Origin of the sequence: Agrobacterium sp. El2ro-1b (genome assembly GCF_048298475.1) — a bacterium.
GTDB lineage: Bacteria > Pseudomonadota > Alphaproteobacteria > Rhizobiales > Rhizobiaceae > Agrobacterium > Agrobacterium fabrum.
Window position 1 is genome coordinate 1,704,451 of sequence record NZ_CP103458.1, and the last position, 23,516, is coordinate 1,727,966.

27 protein-coding genes are annotated in these 23,516 nt (G+C 60.0%); 12 read left to right on the forward strand and 15 right to left on the reverse strand.

The genetic code is table 11. The annotated features are described in order from the left end of the window. Positions 1-30: 30 nt before the first annotated feature. Positions 31-480, forward strand: a complete 450-nt coding sequence (locus tag NYR50_RS08560) for an RbsD/FucU family protein (RefSeq protein WP_418135635.1) — start codon at positions 31-33, stop codon at positions 478-480. A gap of 4 nt (positions 481-484) precedes the next feature. On the opposite strand, the gene NYR50_RS08565 is transcribed toward NYR50_RS08560, so the two are convergent. The 5 genes from NYR50_RS08565 to NYR50_RS08585 all read right to left on the reverse strand — a co-directional run bounded on the left by NYR50_RS08565 (position 485) and on the right by NYR50_RS08585 (position 4,171). Continuing rightward, positions 485-754 carry a Txe/YoeB family addiction module toxin gene (locus tag NYR50_RS08565; protein ID WP_174008824.1) on the reverse strand — a complete coding sequence of 90 codons (270 nt, stop codon included), beginning with the start codon at positions 752-754 and terminating at the stop codon, positions 485-487. Beyond that, on the reverse strand, positions 751-1,005 hold the full coding sequence (locus NYR50_RS08570; RefSeq protein ID WP_174008825.1) for a type II toxin-antitoxin system Phd/YefM family antitoxin: 255 nt from the start codon (positions 1,003-1,005) through the stop codon (positions 751-753). The genes NYR50_RS08565 and NYR50_RS08570 overlap by 4 nt, the downstream gene beginning before the upstream one ends. A gap of 137 nt (positions 1,006-1,142) precedes the next feature. After that, positions 1,143-2,162, reverse strand: a complete 1,020-nt coding sequence (gene ilvC / locus NYR50_RS08575) for a ketol-acid reductoisomerase (protein ID WP_174008826.1) — start codon at positions 2,160-2,162, stop codon at positions 1,143-1,145. Between the two features lie 47 nt (positions 2,163-2,209). Continuing rightward, positions 2,210-2,863 (reverse strand): TetR/AcrR family transcriptional regulator, encoded by a 654-nt coding sequence (locus NYR50_RS08580; RefSeq protein ID WP_003513063.1) that lies wholly within the window; start codon positions 2,861-2,863, stop codon positions 2,210-2,212. Between the two features lie 402 nt (positions 2,864-3,265). Then, positions 3,266-4,171, reverse strand: coding sequence for an AraC family transcriptional regulator (locus tag NYR50_RS08585; RefSeq protein ID WP_174008827.1), 906 nt, complete (start codon positions 4,169-4,171; stop codon positions 3,266-3,268). A 189-nt stretch (positions 4,172-4,360) separates the two neighbouring features. Between NYR50_RS08585 and NYR50_RS08590 the strand changes: the two genes are divergently transcribed. Continuing rightward, on the forward strand, positions 4,361-5,407 hold the full coding sequence (locus tag NYR50_RS08590; RefSeq protein ID WP_418135636.1) for an NAD(P)-dependent alcohol dehydrogenase: 1,047 nt from the start codon (positions 4,361-4,363) through the stop codon (positions 5,405-5,407). A gap of 68 nt (positions 5,408-5,475) precedes the next feature. Here NYR50_RS08590 and NYR50_RS08595 read toward each other — a convergent pair whose 3' ends face one another. Continuing rightward, on the reverse strand, positions 5,476-6,741 hold the full coding sequence (locus NYR50_RS08595; RefSeq protein ID WP_418135637.1) for an NAD(P)/FAD-dependent oxidoreductase: 1,266 nt from the start codon (positions 6,739-6,741) through the stop codon (positions 5,476-5,478). Positions 6,742-6,813: 72 nt separating this feature from the next. After that, positions 6,814-7,569 carry a pyridoxine 5'-phosphate synthase gene (locus NYR50_RS08600; RefSeq protein WP_418135638.1) on the reverse strand — a complete coding sequence of 252 codons (756 nt, stop codon included), beginning with the start codon at positions 7,567-7,569 and terminating at the stop codon, positions 6,814-6,816. A gap of 233 nt (positions 7,570-7,802) precedes the next feature. Between NYR50_RS08600 and NYR50_RS08605 the strand changes: the two genes are divergently transcribed. Beyond that, positions 7,803-8,498 carry a MerR family transcriptional regulator gene (locus NYR50_RS08605; protein ID WP_418135639.1) on the forward strand — a complete coding sequence of 232 codons (696 nt, stop codon included), beginning with the start codon at positions 7,803-7,805 and terminating at the stop codon, positions 8,496-8,498. Here NYR50_RS08605 and NYR50_RS08610 read toward each other — a convergent pair whose 3' ends face one another. Further along, the gene (locus NYR50_RS08610; RefSeq protein ID WP_418135640.1) at positions 8,499-9,626 is read right to left on the reverse strand and encodes an ATP-dependent DNA helicase; all 1,128 of its coding nucleotides are present in this window, start codon (positions 9,624-9,626) and stop codon (positions 8,499-8,501) included. It abuts the gene before it with no gap. Positions 9,627-9,750: 124 nt separating this feature from the next. Between NYR50_RS08610 and NYR50_RS08615 the strand changes: the two genes are divergently transcribed. Both NYR50_RS08615 and NYR50_RS08620 read left to right on the forward strand, forming a co-directional pair. After that, positions 9,751-11,037: an SDR family oxidoreductase gene (locus tag NYR50_RS08615; protein WP_418135641.1), complete on the forward strand. Its 1,287-nt coding sequence runs from the start codon at positions 9,751-9,753 to the stop codon at positions 11,035-11,037. Next, positions 11,037-11,519: a DUF2269 family protein gene (locus NYR50_RS08620; protein WP_418135642.1), complete on the forward strand. Its 483-nt coding sequence runs from the start codon at positions 11,037-11,039 to the stop codon at positions 11,517-11,519. Before NYR50_RS08615 ends, NYR50_RS08620 begins: the two co-directional genes overlap by 1 nt. 6 nt (positions 11,520-11,525) lie before the next feature. Here NYR50_RS08620 and NYR50_RS08625 read toward each other — a convergent pair whose 3' ends face one another. Together NYR50_RS08625 and NYR50_RS08630 are read right to left on the reverse strand one after the other, a co-directional pair. Continuing rightward, a complete protein-coding gene (locus NYR50_RS08625; protein ID WP_418135643.1) occupies positions 11,526-12,008 on the reverse strand; it encodes an SRPBCC family protein in 483 nt (160 codons plus the stop codon). Continuing rightward, the gene (locus tag NYR50_RS08630; protein WP_418135644.1) at positions 12,005-12,364 is read right to left on the reverse strand and encodes an ArsR/SmtB family transcription factor; all 360 of its coding nucleotides are present in this window, start codon (positions 12,362-12,364) and stop codon (positions 12,005-12,007) included. Before NYR50_RS08630 ends, NYR50_RS08625 begins: the two co-directional genes overlap by 4 nt. A 134-nt stretch (positions 12,365-12,498) precedes the next feature. Here NYR50_RS08630 and NYR50_RS08635 point away from each other — a divergent pair, with 134 nt between their 5' ends. From NYR50_RS08635 to NYR50_RS08650, 4 genes are all read left to right on the forward strand, one after another. Continuing rightward, positions 12,499-12,879: a hypothetical protein gene (locus tag NYR50_RS08635; protein ID WP_418135645.1), complete on the forward strand. Its 381-nt coding sequence runs from the start codon at positions 12,499-12,501 to the stop codon at positions 12,877-12,879. After that, positions 12,863-13,420: an RNA polymerase sigma factor gene (locus NYR50_RS08640; RefSeq protein ID WP_418135646.1), complete on the forward strand. Its 558-nt coding sequence runs from the start codon at positions 12,863-12,865 to the stop codon at positions 13,418-13,420. Before NYR50_RS08635 ends, NYR50_RS08640 begins: the two co-directional genes overlap by 17 nt. Beyond that, positions 13,417-14,205 carry an anti-sigma factor family protein gene (locus tag NYR50_RS08645; RefSeq protein WP_418135647.1) on the forward strand — a complete coding sequence of 263 codons (789 nt, stop codon included), beginning with the start codon at positions 13,417-13,419 and terminating at the stop codon, positions 14,203-14,205. Before NYR50_RS08640 ends, NYR50_RS08645 begins: the two co-directional genes overlap by 4 nt. Before the next feature lie 178 nt (positions 14,206-14,383). Continuing rightward, entirely contained in the window at positions 14,384-15,229 is an 846-nt protein-coding gene (locus NYR50_RS08650; RefSeq protein ID WP_418135648.1) for an aldo/keto reductase, read from the forward strand. Positions 15,230-15,368: 139 nt separating this feature from the next. On the opposite strand, the gene NYR50_RS08655 is transcribed toward NYR50_RS08650, so the two are convergent. The 4 genes from NYR50_RS08655 to NYR50_RS08670 form a co-directional block, all read right to left on the reverse strand. Next, complete coding sequence (locus tag NYR50_RS08655; protein WP_418135649.1) at positions 15,369-15,902, reverse strand: SRPBCC family protein; 534 nt, start codon at positions 15,900-15,902, stop codon at positions 15,369-15,371. Further along, on the reverse strand, positions 15,895-16,263 hold the full coding sequence (locus NYR50_RS08660) for an ArsR/SmtB family transcription factor (RefSeq protein ID WP_418135650.1): 369 nt from the start codon (positions 16,261-16,263) through the stop codon (positions 15,895-15,897). Before NYR50_RS08660 ends, NYR50_RS08655 begins: the two co-directional genes overlap by 8 nt. A gap of 125 nt (positions 16,264-16,388) precedes the next feature. Next, a complete protein-coding gene (gene ilvN, locus NYR50_RS08665) occupies positions 16,389-16,961 on the reverse strand; it encodes an acetolactate synthase small subunit (protein ID WP_003507555.1) in 573 nt (190 codons plus the stop codon). 19 nt (positions 16,962-16,980) lie between these two features. Continuing rightward, entirely contained in the window at positions 16,981-18,774 is a 1,794-nt protein-coding gene (locus NYR50_RS08670; RefSeq protein ID WP_418135652.1) for an acetolactate synthase 3 large subunit, read from the reverse strand. A gap of 382 nt (positions 18,775-19,156) precedes the next feature. On the opposite strand from NYR50_RS08670, the gene NYR50_RS08675 reads away from it, so the two are divergent. Next, positions 19,157-21,163, forward strand: coding sequence for an ATP-binding protein (locus NYR50_RS08675; protein ID WP_418135653.1), 2,007 nt, complete (start codon positions 19,157-19,159; stop codon positions 21,161-21,163). 7 nt (positions 21,164-21,170) lie between these two features. On the opposite strand, the gene miaA is transcribed toward NYR50_RS08675, so the two are convergent. After that, complete coding sequence (miaA, locus tag NYR50_RS08680; protein WP_418135654.1) at positions 21,171-22,067, reverse strand: tRNA (adenosine(37)-N6)-dimethylallyltransferase MiaA; 897 nt, start codon at positions 22,065-22,067, stop codon at positions 21,171-21,173. On the opposite strand from miaA, the gene serB reads away from it, so the two are divergent. Beyond that, positions 22,066-22,956 carry a phosphoserine phosphatase SerB gene (gene serB, locus NYR50_RS08685; RefSeq protein ID WP_418135655.1) on the forward strand — a complete coding sequence of 297 codons (891 nt, stop codon included), beginning with the start codon at positions 22,066-22,068 and terminating at the stop codon, positions 22,954-22,956. The genes miaA and serB overlap by 2 nt on opposite strands. Then, on the forward strand, positions 22,953-23,516 hold the full coding sequence (locus NYR50_RS08690; protein ID WP_418135656.1) for a GNAT family N-acetyltransferase: 564 nt from the start codon (positions 22,953-22,955) through the stop codon (positions 23,514-23,516). The genes serB and NYR50_RS08690 overlap by 4 nt, the downstream gene beginning before the upstream one ends.

The following is a 23,516-nucleotide window of genomic DNA, read 5'->3' on the forward strand; positions in this document are numbered from 1 at the left end:
ACGGCATGACCATGATGGGAGTTCGAAGACATGTTGAAAAATATCGACCCGGCGCTGAATGCCGATGTTCTGCACGCGCTGCGCGCCATGGGTCACGGCGATACGCTGGTGATATCGGACACCAACTTCCCGTCCGATTCGGTTGCCCGGCACACGACGGTCGGCAAGGTGCTGCATATCGACAATGTCTCGGCCGCCCGTGCCATGAAGGCCATCCTGTCAGTGCTGCCGCTCGACACGCCACTGCAGCCTTCGGTCGGCCGTATGGAAGTGATGGGCGCGCCCGATCAGCTGGAACCGGTGCAACTCGAAGTGCAGCAGGAAATCGACGCGGCCGAGGGAAAGTCCGCTCCCATGTATGGCATCGAACGTTTTGCCTTCTACGAAAAAGCCAAGCAGGCCTATTGCGTCATCACCACAGGCGAGACGCGGTTTTATGGATGCTTTCTGCTGACGAAGGGTGTCATCCCGCCAAAGTGAGCGGTTATTGGTAATGGAAGCGGCACTGAATGATTTCCAGCCGTTGCTCGCTTCCGGACCCGGATACACGGTAGACAAACCGATGCTCGGCGGTAATCCGCCGAGACCAATATCCTGCCATATCGCCCTTCAGAGGCTCCGGTTTCCCAAGCCCCGCAAAGGGCGTGCGTTTGGCATTTCGGATAAGATCGTTTATTTTCTCGACCATGCGAGCATCGGTTCTTTGCCAGAACTCATAGTCGTCCCATGAACTCAGCGTCCAGACCAGCTTCATTCTTCGGTCGGATCCCGCTCGATGGTGTCACCGCGCTCAAGTTCGCCCATGGACACGCGAAGCCGTGAGGCATTTGCCGGGTTGGACAGGAGATGCAGCGTTTCCTGCATGCTCTCATATTCCCCTTCGGCAAGCACCACGACCGCCTCTTTGCCTTGCCGCGTGACGAGCAATGGCGCGCGGGTTTCCAGAACCCGGTCGAAATGGGTCGCGAAGTTCTGCCTGAACTCGGTAAATCGCACATTCGCCATGAGAATTGCCCTTCCGCAATATGTACAGATTTATGTACGCTCCGAATGCCGAAAGTCAAGATACATCGGTGCGACCGATAACAAGAAAGGCCGGAGCTTTCGCCCCGGCCTCCATATCTTCCACCAAGCAATGAAGCTTAGTTGACGGCCTTGTCGACCAGCTTGTTCTTGCCGATCCAGGGCATCATGCCGCGCAGCTTGGCGCCGACTTCTTCGATCTGGTGGCTGTCGTTGTTGCGACGGATACCCTTGAAGCGAGCGCCGCCGGCCTTCCATTCCTGCATCCACTCGGTGGTGAACTTGCCGGTCTGGATGTCGTGCAGGACGCGCTTCATTTCAGCCTTCGTTTCGGCGGTGATGATGCGCGGACCGGTGACGTATTCGCCCCACTCTGCCGTGTTGGAGATCGAGTAGTTCATGTTGGCGATGCCGCCTTCATAAATCAGGTCGACGATCAGCTTCACTTCGTGCAGGCACTCGAAATAGGCCATTTCAGGCGCATAACCGCCTTCGACCAGCGTTTCGAAACCGGCGCGGATGAGTTCGACGAGACCGCCGCACAGAACGACCTGTTCGCCGAAGAGGTCGGTTTCGCACTCTTCCTTGAAGTTGGTTTCGATGATGCCCGAACGGCCGCCGCCAACGCCGCAGGCGTAGGAGAGAGCGAGTTCAAGCGCGTTGCCGGAAGCGTTCTGGTGAACGGCAACGAGGCAGGGAACGCCGCCGCCCTTCTGGTATTCGCCGCGAACCGTGTGGCCGGGGCCCTTCGGTGCGATCATGACGACGTCGAGCGATGCTTTCGGCTCGATGAGGCCGAAGTGAACGTTGAGGCCGTGTGCGAAAGCGATGGCTGCGCCATCACGGATGTTGCCGGCGATGTCGGCCTTGTAGATGTCGGCCTGCAATTCGTCAGGCGTCGCCATCATCAGGAGGTCGCCCCACTTGGCGGCTTCGGCAACGGTCATAACCTTGAAGCCGTCGGCTTCGGCCTTCTTGACGGTCGGCGAACCGGCCTTCAGGGCGATGACGACGTTCTTGGCGCCGGAATCCTTGAGGTTCAGCGCATGGGCGCGGCCCTGGGAGCCGTAACCGACGATGACGACATTCTTGGACTTGATGAGATTGAGATCCGCATCACGATCATAATAAACGCGCATTTTATGGTCCTTCCCTAATGCTTGTCTCTGTTGTCTTAACCGGAACCTTAAGCGACCTTGCCGCCCAGTTCCGAATGTACCTTTTCCGTGCCGTAGAGCGTCAGAAAGGCGACGACCGCCTTCTTTGCCCGGGCGGAAAAATCCTTGTCCGGCGCCTCGCCCAGCAGCATGCGCACATGCAGATCCGAAACGATGAGGCCGTAAAAACTGCGATACGCCTCTTCGGCGTCATCGAAACGCAGGTAGCCGGAACGGCGACCCGCTTCGATCAATCCACGGGCGCGGCGATCGATCTGGCGGCGGCCGCGTTCCAGCAACAGATCGCCGAGCTTCGACCCGTCCCGGCTCGCCTGGCCGATGGCAAGACGGTTGAGCGCCAGCGACACGTCGCCTGCCAGAACATCCAGCAGATCATGCGCGAAAACCTCGAGGTGATCGGCAAGCTGCGGCGCGGAAACACGGTCGCCCGCTTTCTCGAAGGTGCGAACCTTGCTCTGCTGGAAGGTAATCATCGCCGCCAGCAGACCGTCACGATCGCCGAACCACTTGTAGAGGCTTTCCTTCGAACAGTTGGCGGCGCGCGCCAGCCCGGATGTGGTGAGCGCTTTCTCGCCGCCCTCGACCAATAGACGCAATGCCTGGTCCAGAACGGCGTTCTGGCGCGGCGAAAATTCCTGCGCTGTGATCGGGTCGGAAGCCAAGTCTTTCCACTCCAGGGGCTCGATTAATGTACCGTACGGTACGGTTCGAGCGCCATTTAAGCGGAGGTGGCGACGGGGTCAAGCGGATTCTTTGGAGGGAGATAAGAATTGGTGCGGTGCGGCGTGAGATGAGTGTGGGTGTGCTAAGAGGTTGTGCGTCAGTAGTGGGTCGATGGTGCGTGGGGCTTACCCCCCTCTGCCCTGCTGGGCATCTCTCCCTCAAGGGGGGAGATCGGCAAGCGGCGCTACCGCCACTTCATTCGCGAAGGTTGAGATATGCGAGACCTCGCCGCATATCGATCTCCCCCCTTGAGGGGGAGATGCCCGGCAGGGCAGAGGGGGGGTAAAGCCGCACCCACCTGTGGTTAGCTCACCAACGCACAACCTTCCCAACGAACCAATCTACCCCGCCGCTATCTCACGCGAGGCATCAACATCCCGCGACGGCGACAATCCATAAAACCGGCTATATTCGCGACTGAACTGCGACGGGCTCTGATAACCGACGCGATGGCCGGCGGTGCCGGCATCCAGCCGCTCCAGCAGCATCAGCCGACGCGCCTCGTGCAGGCGAAGCTGCTTCTGATACTGCACCGGCGTCATGGCCGTGATCGTCTTGAAATGATGGTGGAAGGACGAAACGCTCATGCCGATCTGTTCGGCCAGTTCTTCGATCCGTAGCTGGCGCGCGAAATTCTCGCGCAGCCATGCGATGGCGCGGGCGATGCGATTGCCGTGGCTGCCGGCCGCGATGACGTTCATCAATTGCCCGCCGGCCGGTCCAGTCAGGATGCGATAGAGGATCTCCTGCTCGATCAGCGGCGCCATGGCGGCGATGTCGGCTGGACGATCGAGCAAGCGCAGAAGCCGTATGGCCGCATCGAGAAGCTCCGGTGTGGCCCTGTTGACGACGATGCCGCGCTGCGCATTCGCCGGCTCCGAAGATGGATCGATCGGTATGCGGCGCATGAGATCGAGCAGCTTTTCACTGTCGATGGCAAGGGCGATACAGAAATGCGGCACCTCCCTGCTCGCCTCCACTACCCGCCATGCAACAGGCAGATCGAGCGAAGTCAGAAGATAATCACCGGCACCGTAATTTATGGTGTCCGTACCCAGCTGAAGGCTTTTCGACCCCTGGACCACCAATGCGAGAGAGGGGCGGTAGCTGCCGTGGCATGGCGCGCTGGGGATCGTGCGGCGACTGATGCCGAGGGATTCGATCGCCGTCCGCACCTCACCGTCCTGGGTGGCGTGCCGCGCGGCGATGGCGGCGATCTCCTGATAGACATTGAACGGCAAGGACATGGGGGAAATCCCTTAACTGAAAGAAGAGATGTATTGGATGTTGCTTATCTAGAAAGCCGCCCGCCATCCGCAAAGAGCATGCGGGGTATTTTTTGCAGGATCGTGCAAAAAGCTCGGAGGATCGCTCTAACGCCCGCTTGCACTTCCATCGCATATTCCACCGTCCCCAACTCCCGAAAGGATATTCAGATGGCTATTGCAAGAGGTTATGCTGCGACCGACGCGTCGAAGCCGCTTACCCCGTTCACCTTCGAACGCCGCGAGCCGAATGATGACGACGTCGTCATCGATATCAAATATGCCGGCATCTGCCACTCGGACATCCACACCGTCCGCAACGAATGGAAGAACGCCGTCTATCCGATCGTTCCCGGCCACGAAATCGCCGGCGTCGTCCGCGCCGTCGGCTCCAAGGTCACGAAGTTCAAGGTCGGCGACCACGTCGGCGTCGGCTGTTTCGTCGATTCCTGCGTCGGCTGCGCCACGCGCGATCTCGACAACGAGCAATATATGCCCGGTCTCGTCGGAACCTATAACTCCGTCGATAGAGACGGCAAGACCGCGACCCAAGGCGGCTATTCCGACCATATCGTCGTCCGGGAAGACTACGTCCTGTCCATCCCGGAAAACCTTCCGCTGGATGCCTCCGCGCCGCTTCTCTGCGCCGGCATCACGCTCTATTCGCCGCTGCATCACTGGAATGCCGGCCCCGGCAAAAAGGTCGCCATCGTCGGCATGGGTGGTCTTGGCCATATGGGCGTGAAGATCGGTTCGGCCATGGGCGCTGATATCACCGTTCTCTCCCAGACGCTGTCGAAGAAGGAAGACGGCCTCAAGCTCGGCGCGAAGGAATATTACGCCACCAGCGACGCCTCGACCTTTGAGAAACTCGCCGGCACTTTCGACCTGATCCTGTGCACAGTCTCGGCCGAAATCGACTGGAACGCCTATCTCAACCTGCTCAAGGTCAATGGCACGATGGTTCTGCTCGGCGTGCCGGAAAATGCCATCCCGGTCCACGCATTCTCGGTCATTCCCGCCCGTCGTTCGCTCGCCGGCTCGATGATCGGCTCGATCAAGGAAACCCAGGAAATGCTGGACTTCTGCGGCAAGCACAACATTGTTTCCGAAATCGAAAAGATCGACATCAAAGACGTCAACGAAGCCTATGAGCGCGTGCTGAAAAGCGACGTGCGTTACCGCTTCGTCATCGACATGGCCTCGCTCGACGCTTGATACGCGTAGAGACGACCAAATAAACAAGGGCGGGAAGTCATACTTCCCGCCCTTGTTGTTTTTAGGCTTCAGGCCTCGTCTTTCAGCGTCTCTTTCTGGGTAATCAGCCGCGCACTGTGTTGGCCGCTCAGATAAATCCACAGCCAGCTCCAGGCCACGGCCAGCCGCGACCGCGTTCCGATCAGGAAGTAGATATGGGCAAGCCCCCATATCCACCATGCCAATACGCCCTTCAGCTTGAACCGACCGAAATCGATCACCGCCGCGCGTTTGCCGATGGTGGCGAGATTGCCCTGATGGCTGTAGCGGAAGGGTGCCGGCACCGGCTTGCCATCCAGCCGCGCCTTGATTACCTTTGCGACATAAGCGCCCTGCTGTTTTGCCGCGGGCGCGATGCCCGGCACCGGCTTGCCGTTTTCCTGATTGACCGCGGCCGTATCGCCGATAACGAAGATATCGGCATCATCTTGCAGATTGAGATGAGGTCCGACAATGGCCCGCCCCGCCCTGTCGGCCGCCGCCCCTAGCCACTTCGCGGCGGGAGACGCCTGCACGCCGGCGGCCCAGACAACCGTGCGGCAGGGATAATAGGTCTCACCCACCGTCACGCCCTCATCCGTGCAGGCCGTCACCGGCGTGCCGAGCAGAACCTCGACCCCGAGCTTCTCAAGCGCTTGCCTCGCATAGGTCGAAAGGTTTTCCGTAAAGACCGGCAGGACGCGCGGGCCGGCCTCGACAAGCAGAACACGGGCCTTCGTTGTATCGACATTGCGGAATTCCGCCGGCAGCGCCCTGTGGGCGAGTTCTGCGATCATGCCCGCCATTTCCACGCCGGTCGGGCCGGCCCCGATGATGACGAAGGTCAGCAGCGCCTGCCGTTCCTCTTCACTGGTGGCAAGTTCGGCCCTTTCGAAGGCCAGAAGCAGGCGGCGGCGGATTGTCGTTGCATCTTCCAGCGTCTTGAGGCCGGGGGCGGAACGCTCCCATTCATCGTGGCCGAAATAGGCGTGACGCGCGCCGGTGGCCAGCACCAGCGTATCAAAGCCTATGATCTGGCCCGAATTCAGCTGCACGGCGCGTGCCGCCCGGTCTACGCCCGTCACCTCCGCAAGCAGGGTCGTCACCTCCTTGCGGTCGCGGTAAAGATGGCGGATGGGCCAGGCGATTTCGGACGTCGCCAGCGCCGTCGTCGCAACCTGATACAGCAGGGGCTGGAACAGGTGGTGATTGCGACGGTCGATCAATGTAATGCGGACAGGGGCCCCCTCCAGCCCATGCACCAGTTGTAAACCGCCGAAGCCTCCACCCACGACGACAACATGATGTTCTTGCATATGTCTTTGCCTTCCAAAGCTCGCGCACGGAGCATGCGCAAGCCAAAGCATAGGCGAAAAAATTGACTTTGGTTATGAATTAGGCTGACCGCAGGCCTGACAAAAACGCCGGACTGTTTCCGCCATGCCATATTCCATGGCATCTGCCGTCAGCCCGTGGCCAATCGAAACCTCGGCGAGATTGGGGATGCGTTTCATCAGCTTGGGCAGGTTCGCAACCGTCAGATCATGGCCGGCATTGACGGCTAGCCCGAGTGCGGCGGCATGATCCGCCGTCTGCCCGAGCTTCTCGACAAGCGTGTCGGCCTTTTGCGGATCGTCAAAACAACCGCCATAAGGGCCGGTGTAAAGCTCGATGCGGGCAGCCCCCGTCTCGGCCGCCAGTTCCACGGGCTCGCGTTCCCCGTCACCATCGGCAAACAGCGAAACGCGCATGCCGCCGGCCTTCAGGCGCCCGACGACATCCTTCAGGAAAACGGCATGTTTGCGGAAATCCCAGCCATGGTCTGAGGTCGCCTGCGACGGGTCGTCGGGCACCAGCGTCACCTGTTCCGGCTGGGTCTTTTCACACAGAACGAGAAAATCCTCCGTCGGATACCCTTCGATGTTGAATTCGGCGCCGGGGAAGCGATCATCGATCAGCGCCCGCAGCACCGGCAGGTCCGAAAAGCGGATATGGCGCTGGTCGGGCCGCGGGTGTACAGTCAGCCCGCTTGCACCCGCCGAGAGCGCAATCTGCCCGAAATGCGCGACGTCAGGCCAGGGAAGATCGCGGCGGTTGCGTAACATCGCAATTGCGTTCAGATTAACGGAAAGTTTTGCAGGCATGACATCGGGCTCCGGTTCGGAATTGATACCTTGTTTCGCAGGTTGACGCCGACCGCAAGAAGGCTGGTTAAATTTTTTTAAAGGTGCGGGAACGAAAGCAGGCAATACACGTTATGGTTTTTTTGCTGCGTTTGGCATGATGTCTTGATCAGAAGACAAGCCCGCGACGGGGGAACGAATAACGGATGCCATAAAAAGCAGGCACACTGTCAAAAAGCGTGAAGGGGGAGACGATGCAGGATGGCAGGATGCCGTTTGAACACGGCGACGAGGACAAACCCAATCTCAGGATCAGCAGCTTTCTACCGGATGTGAGCCTGCCTTCCTCCCTGCCCGCCGAACCGGTTCCCATCGCCGACATGGCCAATATCTTCGGAGTGACCCACAGGACACTGCATTTTTACGAGGAAAAGGCACTGTTGACCTCGAAGCGCATCGGCCAGATGCGCGTTTATACCCACCGCAACGTTCAGCGCATGGCCGTCATCAATGTCTGTCGCGAAGTGGGCATCTCCGTTGCCGCGATTACCGAAATCATGGAAAAACTCGTCCGGTCGCTCTCGCAGGAAGAGGCGGACGACATATTCCACGCCGCATTGCGGCAGCGGAAGAGGGAATTGACCTCCGAGCTTTCCACCCTCCAGCGTCAGGCCCAGCAGATCGAGGAATTGCTGGTGACGGAGACGGATGCGGAGGGCATGGATGGCACTGAGCGCGCACCGGCAAAGGACATCGCCCTCACCGACACCGAACGCAAATGCCTGGAACTGATGGCGGAGGGCTATGCGCCGGTGCGGCTTGCCCGCGCCCTCGGCCTTTCAGGCAGCGATCTCAACACGCTGGAGGCGAAGATCATCGGCAAGTTCAGTGCCAGCAACCGCTTTCAGGCGGTCGCCAAGGCTGTCCTGCTTGGTGTCATCCGCGCCTGATCAACGAACGATCGTCAGGGTTTCGGCCGCGCGGGTGATGGCGGTGTAGAGCCACCTTTCGCGGGAATCCCGGAAGGCATAGCTCTCGTCGAAGAGAACCACATTGTTCCATTGCGAACCCTGTGCCTTGTGCACGGTCAGCGCATAACCGAAATCGAACTCGTCGTACCGCTTGCGGGTCGACCAGGGAATTTCGGTCTCCACATCCTCGAAGGCCGCCTTCAGCAATTTGATCTTCGCCGCGCCGCGATCCATATCGTCGTCTTCCGGCCGGATCATCAGGTTGATGCCGGGCTTCACCGTCTCGCGCGATGAACTCATCACCTGCCAGAGTGAGCCGTTGAGCAGGCCCTTGGCCGGATCGTTGCGAAGGCAGACCAGCTTGTCGCCGGACTGCGGATAATCGGCGGAAAAACCCTTCAGTTCGCGAAGCCGCTGATTATAGCGGCGGCGGGTGCGATTGGTGCCGACCAGCACCTGATCGGCGTCCAGCACCAGTGACTGTGTCACTTCGGACTTGGAAATCACCTGCGCGGAGCCATAATCGCCACGCATGATCTCGCGACCCTCCCGCACGTCCATGGCAAGATGGATGATCGGGTTGTCCTTTGCCTGGCGGTGGATTTCCGACAGCAGAAAGTCCGGTTCCTGCTCGGTGAAGAAGCCCCCGCCCGATACCGGCGGCAGCTGGCCCGGATCACCCAGCACGAGGATCGGCGTGCCAAAACTCATCAGATCCTTGCCAAGCTGTTCATCCACCATCGAACATTCATCGATGATGATCAACGCCGCCTTGGCGAGCGGGCTCTGGCGATTGATCGAAAACATCGGTGCGACGGAAGTCTTGCCGGTTTCCTCGTCTTCGACAGTTTCTTCGCCGCGCGGGCGGTAGATCAGCGAATGGATGGTGCGGGCATTGGTTGCGCCGCGCGAACGCAGCACCTGCGCCGCTTTGCCGGTGAAGGCCGCAAACAGCACCTCGCCATCGACATTTTCCGCAAAATGCTTGGCAAGCGTCGTCTTGCCCGTTCCGGCATAACCGAACAGCCGGAAAACCGGCGTCCGGCCTTCCTTCAGCCAGCGGGAAACAGCCTTGAGCGCTTCGTCCTGTTGCGGTGAAAATAACATGCGTCCTCATCGCAGGATTCGAGCCTGATGCGCAACAGAAAAAGAACGAAAGATGAATCGCGCAATGAGAATGCGGCAATAAAACACGGCTGGTTTTTAAATCACGGCCGCTATCATGCCGCGCATGAAGATATTGATTCTCGGCGCGACAGGTTTCATCGGCTCGGAGGTGGTGCGTGGCCTTCACGGCAGAGGCCACGCCATCACTGGCCTGGGACGTTCCGTAACACGCGCCACGGACAAATGGCCTTTTGCGACCTGGATTTCCGCCGATCTGGCCCGCATGATACGGGCATCGGACTGGGACACGCTGGTCAGCGATCACGACGTCATCGTCAACTGCGCCGGCGCGCTTCAGGACGGCCTATCGGACGATCTGGCGGCGACACAGGAAAAAGCCATGCTGGCGCTCTACGAGGCGGCGGCGCAGGCGGGCGGCAGGCTGTTGGTCCAGATATCGGCCCGCACGGTTGGCGCCGCAGCCGACCTGCCATTCCTCGCCACCAAACGCCACGCCGATGAGGCGCTCATCGCAAGCGGCTTACCCCACGTCATTCTGCGCCCCGCCCTTGTTGTCGGTCGTAATGCCCATGGCGGTACGGCGCTGGTGCGCGCGCTTGCCGGCTTTCCGCTCGTGCTGCCGCTCGTCAATCGTGCGATGCCGGTTCGAACGGTCGCGGTCGATGATGTGGCGGCAGTAGTTTGCTCGGCCATCGATGGTGAAATCCCGCCAGGCAGCGATCTCGAACTCGCCGCAGAGGAAACGCTGACATTGCAGGACGTGGTCACCACCCACCGGCAATGGCTCGGCCTGCCCGCCGCTCCCGTCTTCAACCTTCCGGCTGTCCTCACGCGCCCCGTCAGCCTGATGGCGGATGCCGCAGGCGCACTCGGCTGGCGCTCGCCGCTGCGTTCAACCGCCATGACGGTCATGTCGGAAGGCATCGTCACGGAGCGCGAGGCCCAACGGAGGATCAAGTCGCTCCAGACCCTGAAACAGACACTGACCGCTCACCCTTCCGGCGTGCAGGACCTGTGGTTTGCCAGATCCTATCTCCTGAAACCGCTGGTCATCATCTGCCTGTCGTTATTCTGGCTGTTATCCGGCCTCGTGCCGTTGCTGAACATCAATGGAGCAGCGGCGCATTTTGTGCCCTTCATGCCGCAGGCGCCGGCAATCGCCCTTACACTCGCCACCTGCCTCATCGATATCACCCTCGGCGTCACTGTCCTGTGGCGGCCGCTAGCCAGAAAGGCGCTCATCGGGATGCTGCTGGTCAGCGCAGCCTATCTGACGGGCGGCAGCCTGCTGGAGCCGGGCCTGTGGCTCGAGCCACTTGGTCCCCTCGTCAAGGTCCTGCCTTCCATCGCCCTGACGCTCGTTGCCCTCGCCACACTGGATGAACGCTGATGACGCTTGAGGAATTGCTGCGGCTTGCCCATGTCATCGGCGCAACGGTGCTGTTCGGCACCGGAGCCGGCATCGCCTTTTTCATGCTCATGGCGCGGCGAACGGCAAACCCGGCGCTGATCGCGCATGTGGCCGGCACGGTCGTCATTGCCGATACGATCTTCACCGCCACCGCCGCGATCATCCAGCCGGTGACCGGCTATTTTCTCGCCCGCATCATCGGCTGGCCGCTCACCGAAGGCTGGATCGCCCTTTCGCTTGGCCTCTACGTCTTCACCGGCATTTTCTGGCTGCCTGTGGTGTGGATCCAGATCAGGCTGCGCAATATCGCCCGGGACTGCGCCGCCAGGGAAGAGGCCCTGCCGGCGCAATGGTTCCGTCTTTACCGCATCTGGTTCGCCTGTGGTTTTCCCGCCTTCTTTGCGGTCCTCGGCATCATCTGGCTGATGCTCAACAAGCCGGATATTCCCCTGTTCGGCTGATGCGGCTCAATGCGCCGTCTGCTTCTCGACAAGCTGCGCCAGTTGCTCCGCAACCGTGGTCCAGCCGTCGAAGAACCCCATTTCCGCGTGTCTGTCGCGGTCGGCGAGGTTGTTGTGCATGGCATAGGCCTCATATTCCATGCCATCAGGGTGATCGCGAAACGTCATCACGGCGGTGAGGAACGGCTGGGCGGAGGGCCGGAAACCTGCCGTCAGCGCATCGGTGAAAATGAGACGCTGCTCATGATCCACCGCCAGGAAACAGCCGCTGACATGCTGGCCAAATTCCTTGCCGTCTTCGCTGTAGCGTGTCTCGAAAGCACCGCCGGGGTGAAGCTCCATTTTGTCCACCCGGCACTGGCCGGGATGCGGTACCCACCATTGTTCCAGGCTGGTCTTGTCCGTCCAGGCATTCCAGACCAGCCGGCGCGGCGCCTTGATGATGCGTGAAATCTTCAGGTCGAGATCGGGATTAAAAGTCTCGGTCATTGGTCATTCTCCCCTTTGCTGGACATCCTGTCCTTTTGTGCCATGACGAATTGCTCGAGCCGGTCGGTGCGGCCCTCCCAGACGGCACGCTGTTGCGAAAGCCAGCCATCGAGCATGGAAAACCTCTGTTTCTCCAGCGAGCAGAACCGGACACGCCCCTGCTTGCGCGTCACGATCAGCCCCGCCTCCTCCAGCTGGCGGATATGTTTCATGAAGGATGGCAGGGCCATATCGAAGGGTTCGGCCAACGTTCCTATGCTCGCCTCCCCGCCGCCCAGCCGCAGGATCACCGCCCTGCGGGTCGGATCGGCGAGAGACTGGAAGATATCGTCGAGCGCGTCTGAATAGTTTTCCATAAGGCTAACTATCACGGTAAAACACTTAGCTCAATGGATAAGTTTAAAAAATATTTCGCAATGGGGAATAAACCGGCGGGCGACGGTGTCTCTTGATGTGCTGGCGGCTTGAGCCCGCCCGAACCAAGGAGGATATGTCCATGAAAATCCGCTTTATCGTTCCCGCCCTCGTTCTGGCTTTTGCCGGAACGGCCTATGCCGCGCCGGCGGTCGAAACGGTCAAGACCGACAAAGGCAATGTGCTTGCCGGGGAAAAAGGCATGACGCTCTACACTTTCAAGAACGACAAGAAGGGCGTATCCAATTGTTACGACAAATGCGCGGTGAACTGGCCGCCATTTTTCGCAGCCGCCAGTGACAAGGCCGAGGGCGCCTATTCCCTCTTGAAGCGCAAGGACGGCAAGATGCAGTGGGCAAAGGACGGCATGCCGCTTTATTACTGGGTCAAGGACATGAAAAAGGGCGATGCCACCGGCGACGGTATGAACGGTGTATGGGATGCCGCAAAACCCTGATGGCCTGAATGGTGAAAAGCGGGGGAGCCACTCCCCCGCAGCTGGCAGCTTCGAGATGGAGATGCTGGCGCTGATACCCATGCTGCGCCGTTATTCCCGCAGCCTTTCCCGTTCCGACGCCGATGGCGAGGATCTGTTGCAGGACTGCGTGGAAAAGGCACTCGCCAACAAAAGGCAATGGCGCGGAACAGGTTTGAAAACATGGGCTTACACGATAATGACGAATCTTTATCGCAACCGCCACCGCGCCGAGAAACGTCATCCGTCCGAAAGCCTCGACGGTCATGAGATCATAGCGGGCGCGGACACGCTCTCCGACACGCTGGAGAACGACCGGCTGCATGGCGCGCTGGCACTTCTCTCACCGGATATGCGGGCGGTGCTGATGCTGGTGACGGTGGAAGGCTACAGCTATCACGAGGCGGCAGAGACCTTGGCGATCCCGCTCGGCACCGTCATGTCCAGACTGTCCCGCGCCCGCGAAACCCTGCGCCAGCATCTGGCGGCGGATAATATCATACCCCTGCGGAGACCACGATGAAACGGCCCGATGCCATAACCGAAGACGATCTGCACGCCTATGTCGACGGGCTTCTTTCCGACGACGACCGCGCGGCTGTCGAGAGCTGGCTGGCTGAAAGACCGGAAGACCAGAGCCGCGTGCAGGCATGGAAAAAACAGGCCGACATTCTGCGCAACGCCTTCGCCTCCTATGCCGCTGCACATCCACATGACGCCTCGATGCTCGGCCCGCAAAAGCGGGATCGCACATGGCGGCCGAAACCGGCCCTCCTGCGGACGGCAGCAGCCCTGCTGATCTTCGTTGCGGGCGCGGCAGCCGGCAGGCTGCTGCCCTCATCCTTTTCGACGCCGCAGGACGTGACCCTGGCATCGCTGACGACGGATATTCCGGCACAGGCGAAATCCGCCTATCTCATCTATGCGAGCGAGGTGCGCCACCCCGTGGAGGTCGGCGCCGGCGAGCAGCAGCATCTTGCGACTTGGCTTGGCAAGCGGCTCGGTTACCCCTTCGCCATCCCCGATCTGTCGAAGATCGGATATGACCTCGTCGGCGGGCGTCTCATTCCCGTCAGCGGCAAGCCGGGCGCGATGCTGATGTATCAGGACAAGACCGGCCGCCGGGTGACGGTGCTGGTCGGCCACAACGAGGAAAACCGCACCACCAGCTTCCGTATGGCCAGCGCCGATGGTGTCGAAACCTTCTACTGGATCGACAACGAGCTGGGTTACGCCGTTTCCGCCGAACTGTCGCGGGACGAGGTGCAGGCAATCGCCGAGGAATGTTACCGGCAGTTTCCGACGTGAGGCCAGCAGTGGCGGCGGAACGCGAGCAATGACGTCAGCATCTGCGTGATGGAAGGCAAACAGCACCAGCTACCGAAGGACGAGGTCAATTTTTTTGATGGATCGATCATGTCAGCCATGGGTTTGAGAAGTCGATACAAAAGACTATTGTCCAATCGACAACCGCTGGAGCAAAACCATGCATGAGGATATTCCTGCCGTCACCCTGCCCTCTGGAAAAGAGGTTCCAGCCCTCGGCCTTGGCACCTGGAATATGGGCGAGACGAAGTCATCGGCAAACGACGAGATTGAAAGCATCCGCAAGGCGATCGATCTCGGCATGACGTTGGTCGACACCGCGGAAATGTATGCCGACGGCCGTTCGGAAGAAGTGGTCGGCACGGCAATCGCCGGTCGCCGCGACGAGGTGTTTCTGGTCAGCAAGGTCTATCCGTGGAATGCCAGTGCAAGAGGCACTGCGGAAGCCTGCGAGCGCAGCCTCGCGAGGCTCGGCACCGACCACATCGATCTCTATCTGCTGCACTGGCGTGGCGAGCACCCGCTTGGCGAAACCGTGGCCGCGTTCGAAAGGCTAAAGAGCGACGGCAAGATCGGCGCCTGGGGCGTCTCCAATTTCGATACCGACGATATGGAGGAGCTTTTCGCCGTTCCCGAGGGTAAAAACTGCGCCGCCAATCAGGTGCTCTATAACCTTTCCAGGCGCGGACCGGAGTTTTCCCTTCTGCCGTGGTGCCAGGAGCACGGCGTGCCGCTGATGGCCTATTCCCCCATCGAGCAGGGCCGTATCTTGAAGAACCACGAACTCATTCGCATCGCCAAGGCCTATCAGGCAACCCCGGCGCAGCTCGCTCTAGCGTTTCTTTTGGACAGGGACGGTGTCATTGCCATTCCCAAATCCGCCAGCGTGTCCCGTGTCGTGGAAAATCGCGGCGCCACCGATCTTGAACTAACCGAGGAAGACTGGACCGCCCTCGACGCCGCCTTCCCGCCACCGACGCGCAAGACGTCCCTGGAAATGCTCTGACATAACAGAGCGTTAGCGGACATTTCGGAATCAGCTGCTGAAGGGGTTGAATCGGAATGTGAGAGCTGGAACTGCCCGCAATAGAGATTGCAGTAACGGCGCGGCAAGCCGCGCCGTTGGTCATATAGCCCGCAAGGCGTTAGGACGGTATGCGGGGCTCGTATTCCTCTTTCAGCGCCAGCCACGTATCCCAGAAGGGTCCCGGTTCCTTGTCCTGAAGACGGGCAGCAAGAATATCGAGATGCACATGCCAGCCGGCGCTGACATTGAGCCTGGTCGTGCGATCCGCCAGCCGGCGGTGAACCAGTGTCAGCAGCACGTCCTTGCCCAGAGCCTGAAGCTCGATCGACACCTCTGCGCTCTCACCCCAGCTGAAAACGAGGCGATGCGGCGGAACCACGGTGATGATGCGTGAGGCCATCCTGTTTTCTTCGGAAAAACCTTCCGGGCGGCGGCCCGGCGGATCGGAAAGCTCGTCGTTGCGCCAGACCAGTTCGAAGGGCGCATCCGGCGCAAGCCGCATTTCACCGGATGCCAGCCAGCGGCGGCGAAGCTCGCTTTGGGTCAGATAAGCCCAGACCCGATCAATCGGTCCCGGCAAGAGCCTTTCTATCTTCAGGGTCGTCGGCTCGACCAGCCGGCCATAGGCGTCAGGCATTGCAATATCAGCCATTGTCATTTCCTCCATCTGCAGGGGATTTTCCCTGATCTTCCTCCCTGAGCATCTGCTCAAGAATATCGAGGCGATTGCTCCAGAACCGCTGGTAGAAATCCAGCCACTCATGTGCTTCCGCCAGGGGTTCCGGCGCAAGGCGGCAGACATGGATACGCCCCCTCACCTCGCGGCGGATAAGCCCCGCATTCTCCAGCGCCTTGATGTGCTTCGAGGCTGCCGCGAGCGATATGTCGAAGGGTTGAGCCAACTGGCTCACCGTTCGCTCGCCACGGGAAAGATCACGCAGCATCGTGCGTCGCGTTGCGTCGCCAAGGGCATGAAAGACGGTATCGAGATGTGAAGCAGATAATTCAACCATGTTGTTGAATATAGCTGGCCGCCTCGGAATGTCAACCATATGGTTGAATATTGTTCCCAAGCGGATTCCATAAAAAAACCCGCGGCGAACCGCGGGCTTTATGGAAGATTTCGCTTAGAGACGAATTACATGCCCTGCGAACCGCGGTTCATGGCGGCAATGCCCGTGCGGCAGATTTCGATCAGGCCGAGCGGCTTGATGATGGCCACGAACTGGTCGATCTTGGATGACTTGCCGGTGATCTCGAAGATGAAATGCTCCACCGTCGCATCCACCACCTTGGCCTGAAATGCATCGGCAAGCCGCAGCGCCTCGGCGCGGACTTCGCCCGTGCCTGCAACCTTGATGAGCGCCACCTCGCGCTCGATCGGCCGTTCTTGCCCCAGTTCACGGGCGCGGACGGTAAGGTCCAGAACCCGGTGCACTGGAACGATACGTTCCAGCTGCGCCTTGATCTGCTCCAGCACGATGGGCGTGCCGCGCGTCACGATGGTGATGCGCGACAGATGCGCCTCATGTTCCGTTTCCGAAACCGTCAGGCTTTCGATGTTGTAGCCCCGGCCGGAAAACAGGCCGATGACCCGGGCGAGAACGCCCGGCTCGTTGCTGACGAGAACCGACAGCGTGTGATTTTCAACGGCAGCCGTTTCCTTCTGGATGAAATAGGCGGAGCCGGTGGGTTGTAGGTGTGCGTTCATGTCCTTTTCCTCTCCCGGCTCAGACTAGCTGACGGCCCTTGGCATCGATGGCGTTGGCAACAGCTTCATCCGTCGCCTCATCCGGCAACAGCATCTCGTTATGGGCTTTACCAGATGGGATCATCGGGAAGCAATTGGCGAGATTGGCAACGCGGCAATCGAAGATGACCGGCCTGTTGACCGCAATCATCTCGGCGATCTTGTCGTCCAGTTCCTTTGGATCGTCGCAATACATGCCGACGGCACCATAGGCTTCCGCCAGCTTGACGAAGTCGGGCATGGCTTCGGTATAGGAGTTGGACAGACGGTTGCCATGCAGCAACTGCTGCCATTGGCGCACCATGCCCATATACTGGTTGTTGAGGATGAAAATCTTCACCGGCAGGCCGTATTGGATGGCGCAGGACATTTCCTGAATACACATCTGGATCGAGGCATCACCGGCGATATCGATGACCAGCGCCTCGGGGTGCGCAACCTGCACGCCGATAGCCGCAGGCAGACCATAACCCATGGTGCCGAGGCCGCCCGAGGTCATCCAGTGGTTCGGCTCCTCAAAGCCGAAGAACTGCGCCGCCCACATCTGGTGCTGGCCGACTTCTGTGGTGATGTAGGTGTCGCGTCCCTTCGACGCCTCATAAAGCCGCTGCAATGCATATTGCGGCATGATGACATCTTTGGAGTTCTTGTAGGCGAAGGAATTACGGGCACGCCAGCGCTCGATCTGCGACCACCAGTCGGCCGTCTGCGCTTTTTCCGGTTTCGTCGGCAAGGCGCGCCAAAGGCGAACCATGTCTTCCAGAACATGCCCGACATCGCCGATAACGGGCACGTCGACGCGAACGGTCTTGTTGATCGAGGAAGGGTCGATGTCGATATGGATCTTCTTGGAATTCGGCGAAAACGCATTGATACGACCGGTAATACGGTCATCGAAACGCGCGCCGATGCAGACCATGACATCGCAATCATGCATCGTCATATTGGCTTCGTAAGAGCCGTGCATGCCCAGCATGCCGAGCCAGTTCTTGCCGGAAGCCGGATAGGCACCGAGACCCATCAGCGTCGAGGTGATCGGGAAACCGGTCAGCTCGACCAGTTCACGCAGCAGCCTTGTCGCCTCCGGACCGGAATTGATGACGCCGCCGCCAGTATAGAAGATAGGCTTTTTCGCCTTGGACATCAGGTCGATGGCGGCGTGAATGGCGTTGAGATCGCCCTGAACCTTCGGCTTGTAGCTCTTCTGCTGGATGGCGGCGGAAGGCGGCGTATAGGTGCCGGTGGCGAACTGGATATCCTTCGGAATATCGACGACGACAGGGCCCGGACGGCCAGTCTGCGCGATGCGGAAGGCCTCGTGGATGATGCCGGCCAGCTCGTTGACGTCCTTGACCAGCCAGTTGTGCTTGGTGCAGGGGCGCGTGATGCCGACGGTATCGCATTCCTGAAACGCATCGGAACCGATCAGCGATGTCGGAACCTGGCCGGAAAGGCAGACGAGCGGAATGGAATCCATCAGCGCATCCTGCAGCGGCGTCACCGCATTGGTGGCGCCAGGACCTGACGTGACGAGCATGACGCCGACCTTGCCGGTGGAGCGGGCATACCCTTCAGCGGCATGGCCGGCGCCCTGCTCGTGGCGCACGAGAATGTGTTGAATGTCTTCCCGCTGGAAAATCTCGTCATAGATCGGAAGAACGGCACCGCCGGGATAACCGAAGATGTGCTCGACGCCGTTATCCTTCAGCGCCTGCAGAACAATCTCCGCACCTGTCATGCGATTGCTGTTTTCCGTATTGTCCTTATCCGTCATTGCCTGTTTCCATCCCGCTTTGGCTTTGGATATCGAGGAGCCCGAGGGCCTGTTTGAAGACATAAAAAAAGGCCCCTAGAGGAGCCTCGTTCAGCGCATGGGTGCTTTCGCCGGATGGTTACACCATCCTGCCCATGCGCCGTCCCACCACGATAAGTACGTTAAGATTTTTCATGGGCCGGAGTGTTAGCCACAAACGCCCCAGCCGTCAACGCATATTGCGGGAAAAAATCACCGCCGCCTTCTTTTATTACCCCGCAGGGCGCTTTGGCGAAATTTTCGAACGCGGCTGATACACCTGTTGTTAAGCATAATCTTTTAATCTCGAGAGCGCAGATGCTGCCCGAACCACCGCGATCATCCGCATGTACCGGGAAAAAATGTGAATAACGACACGTCTCATAACGCGTCCCGCATGGACGAAAACGAACGGCGATCCGGCGAGCAACCGGCTAACCGCATGCTGGGCCGCGTCATCGCCTGTAACGGCGCCAACGCCACCATTGCCGCCGAAACGGAACCCGGCTCCACCGATGTGTCGCAGCTCTGGTCCGTCGGACGCCTGATTTCCATCGAAATGGGCACCAGTCGTGTCACTGCGCTGGTCTTTTCCATGCGCACCGGCGACGACCATTGGGCAGCGGACACGCCAAACAGGCTGCTGATCGACGTGGAACTGGTGGGTGAAGTTTATCGCACCGAAGACGGCAGCGAACGTTTTTCCACCGGTATCTCCCGTTACCCTTATCTCGGCGCGGTGGCGCACCGCATCCGCACCAGCGATCTTGCAAAGATTTACGACAGCGGCAAACGCGATGCCTGCGTCATCGGCAAGCTGACGCAGGACGACACGATCAACGCTGCCATCAGCATTCCGCAGATGCTTGCCAAACATTTCGCCGTCGTCGGATCGACGGGCGTGGGCAAGACCACCGCCGTTTCGCTGCTTCTAAACAAGGCGATCGAGACCGACCCGAAACTGCGCGTCCTCATTCTCGATCCGCATAATGAATTCGCGGCCGCTTTTCCCGATCATTCCGTCGTCATCGATACCGACACGCTGGACCTTCCCTTCTGGCTGATGCGGCTCGAGGAATTTGCCGAGGTGATTTTCCGCGGCCGCAAGCCCGTGCCGGAAGAGATGGATTTCCTCCGGGACCTCATTCCCGAAGCAAAAAAGGCATTTCGCGGCACCGAAGGGTCAGCCGTCCGCCGCACATCCGACAAGAGCGCGATCACGCCGGATACGCCGGTGCCATACCGCATCGCCGATCTTCTCGCCCTCATCGATGAGCGCATCGGAAGGCTGGAAGGACGCGGCGAAAAACCCGCCCTGCGCACGCTGAAGGGCCGCATCCTCTCGGCCGTCAACGATACGCGCTATAATTTCATGTTCTCGAGCAATACGATCAACGACAACATTCTCGAGACCGTCGCGCATATCTTCCGCATCCCCGGAGAAGGCAAGCCGATTTCGGTTTTCCAATTGTCAGGCATCCCCTCCGAAGTGGTGAATTCGGTGGTCTCGGTGCTCTGCCGCATGTCCTTCGAACTGGCAGTGCTGGCGCGCGGTTCGCTGCATATGCTTATCGTCTGCGAAGAAGCGCACCGTTATGTTCCGGCTGATCCCGAGCGCGGCTTTTTCCCCACCCGGCAATCCATCGCCCAGATCGCCAAGGAAGGCCGCAAATACGGCATCTCACTCGGCGTCATCAGCCAGCGGCCAAGCGAACTGGACCAGACCATCCTGTCGCAATGCTCGACCGTATTCGCCATGCGGCTGTCGAACGAGATCGACCAGAAGATCATTCTCTCCGCCGTGCCGAACGCCTCGACCTCGACCACGAGCTTTCTCTCCTCCATCGGCAATGGCGAAGCCATCGCCTTCGGTGAGGCCGTGAATGTGCCGATGCGCATGCGCTTCGACCGTGTCACCACGGCCAAGCTGCCGAAGGCGAGCGGCACGACCAGCCATATGAACCATGAAACCCCCGACACGGTCGACCTGAACAGCATCGTCACCCGCATGCGCGCCACGGCCAAGCCCGTTATCACCGGCTTCCAGCAAAGCGTGGAAGCGGCTTTTTCCGACCAGCCGGAACCGTCCGTATTCCAGTCGGCAGACGATATCGACCGCTGGAAGCGCGAATTGGGGACGCCCGCAGCGGAGGGATATGAACCCTACCGCCCGGATATGCTGCCGGGACGCACGCCGACTGCGCCACCCAATGCGGCCTCAACGGACCCCACCGCCGGCGCCGTCAACGATCTGCGCAAGGCGGGTTTCCAGATGCAGGCGCAGAATGGCCCGCCACCCGGTGAGACGCGCCCTTCGCTGCGCGAAAGCCTGTTGAAAAAACCGCTCGGCAGCCTCTACCGCAAGGATTAGGCCCCTTTCACGGCTGGATGCGCGTCCAGTCATCCCCCATCTGGTTGCGGAACCAGGTCATCTGCCGTTTGGCATATTGGCGGGTCGCAGCCGCCGATTTTTCTATCACCTCCGCCGCACCCATGCGCCCAGTCAGCATATCGGCGATCTGAGCGACGCCGATCGCCTTCATCGCCGTTGCATCGGGCGTTAGATTGAGCGCAAGAAGCGCCTGCACCTCCTCCACCGCACCACTGTCCATCATCGCCTCAAAACGGCGGTTGATACGGTCATGCAGCACCGGCCTCTCCGGCAGGACGACGAATTTCTGCGCCCGTTCGGGATCGATAATCATCGGGCCGCTGGCGCGCTGGAAATCGCGGATCGATTTTCCCGTCGCCTCGAGCACTTCCAGCGCCCGGACGATACGCTGCCCGTCTCCCGGCTGCAGCATCTGCGCCATGGGCGGATCGCGGCTGACCAATGCGGCGTGCAGCTTTGCCGCCCCCTCTTCGATCAGCCGGGCGCGCAGCCCCTCGCGAATGTCATCGGGAATGGCGGGCATATCGGAAAGACCCCCGGTCAGCGCCTTGAAATAGAGCCCCGTACCACCGACGATAACTGGAAAACGCCCCTCACCGCGCAGATCCGAAAGCAGGCCGGAAATATCCCGCAGCCATTCGCCGGTCGAATACGCGCTGCTAGCAGGCACATGGCCGTAGAGATGATGCGGCACGCCCTCCATTTCATCATTGGAAGGCCGGGCGGTTAGCACCCGCAGCGTGTCGTAAACCTGCATGCTGTCGGCGTTGATGACCACACCGTTCCGCTCCCGCGCTAAGCGAAGCGCAAGCGCGGACTTGCCGCTTGCCGTCGGGCCGGTTATCAGGATCGCATCAAAATTCTGATCAAGGTTTTTCATCATGGCTCTGGTTGCCACGCTTATCGCCAATCCGTCAAATCCTGTTCTGACCCCGGCCCTCGGCGAAGCCGCGGCAAAGGCGGTCAATGCATCGGGCCTTTATTGGCTGGCCGATGGCATCGCCTGCGATATCGCCCTACCCCTGGGCACCGCAGCCGAACAGGCGCGCAGCGCGATTGCAGCCGCGCTTATCGGGAAACCGATCGATATCGTCATCCAGGAGCAGGACCAGCGGCGCAAGAAGCTGCTGATCGCCGACATGGATTCGACCATGATCGGTCAGGAATGCATCGACGAGCTGGCCGCCGAAGTCGGGCTGAAGGACAAGGTCTCCGCCATCACCGCCCGTGCGATGAATGGCGAGATCGCCTTTGAGCCGGCTCTGCGTGAGCGCGTCGCATTGCTGAAGGGCCTGCCGGTCTCTGTCATCGATGACGTCATCGAAAAGCGCATCACGCTGACATCAGGCGGCAAGGAGCTGATCGCCACCATGAAGGCGAAGGGTTATTACACGGCCCTCGTTTCCGGCGGCTTCACCGTCTTCACCAACCGCGTCGCTGCGATGCTTGGTTTTGATGAGAACCGCGCCAATCTGCTCGGCGAAGCCAATGGCGAGCTTGATGGCACCGTTGCCGAACCCATCCTCGGCAAACAGGCCAAGGTGGACGCGCTGAACGACATTGCCGCAAGGCTCGGCATTTCGTCTGAAGAGGCGATGGCGGTCGGCGATGGCGCCAATGATCTCGGCATGCTGCATGTGGCTGGCGCAGGCGTTGCCCTGCACGCCAAGCCCGCCGTGGCCGCCGAAGCGCAGATGCGCATCGACCATGGCGACCTGACCGCGCTTCTCTACATCCAGGGCTATCGCAAGACGGATTTTGTCACTCCATGATCATTCGTGAGACAGAAAGACTCATTCTGCGCGAATGGAAGGAGAGCGACCGCGACCTGTTCCGCGAAATCAACGCGGACGAGAAGGTCATGGAATTTTTCCCCTTCCGCCGCAGCCATGCGGAAGCGGACGCGGTGCTGGAAACCATCAACGGCATGATCCGCGGCAGCGGTTATGGCTTTTATGCCATGGAACTGCGCGAGAGCGGCGAGGTTATGGGCTTCTGCGGCATATCGCCGGTCATGAACCTCGATCCGCCCTTCCCGATCGGCACCATGGAAATCGGCTGGCGGCTCGCCACCCGCTTCTGGGGGCACGGTTATGTCACCGAAGCCGCGCAATCGCTGCTTGTCATGGCTTTCGATGAAAAAGAGACGCCGGAAATCGTCTCCTTCGCCGTCCACGACAACCATCGTTCGACGGCGGTCATGGAACGCATCGGCTTGAGGCGTGATCCTTCCCGCGATTTCGACCATCCGCGTGTGCCGGAAGAAACGCACCCGCATCTGCGGCCGCACGTCACCTATGCGCTGACGCTGGAGGAATGGCGGGCAAGATAA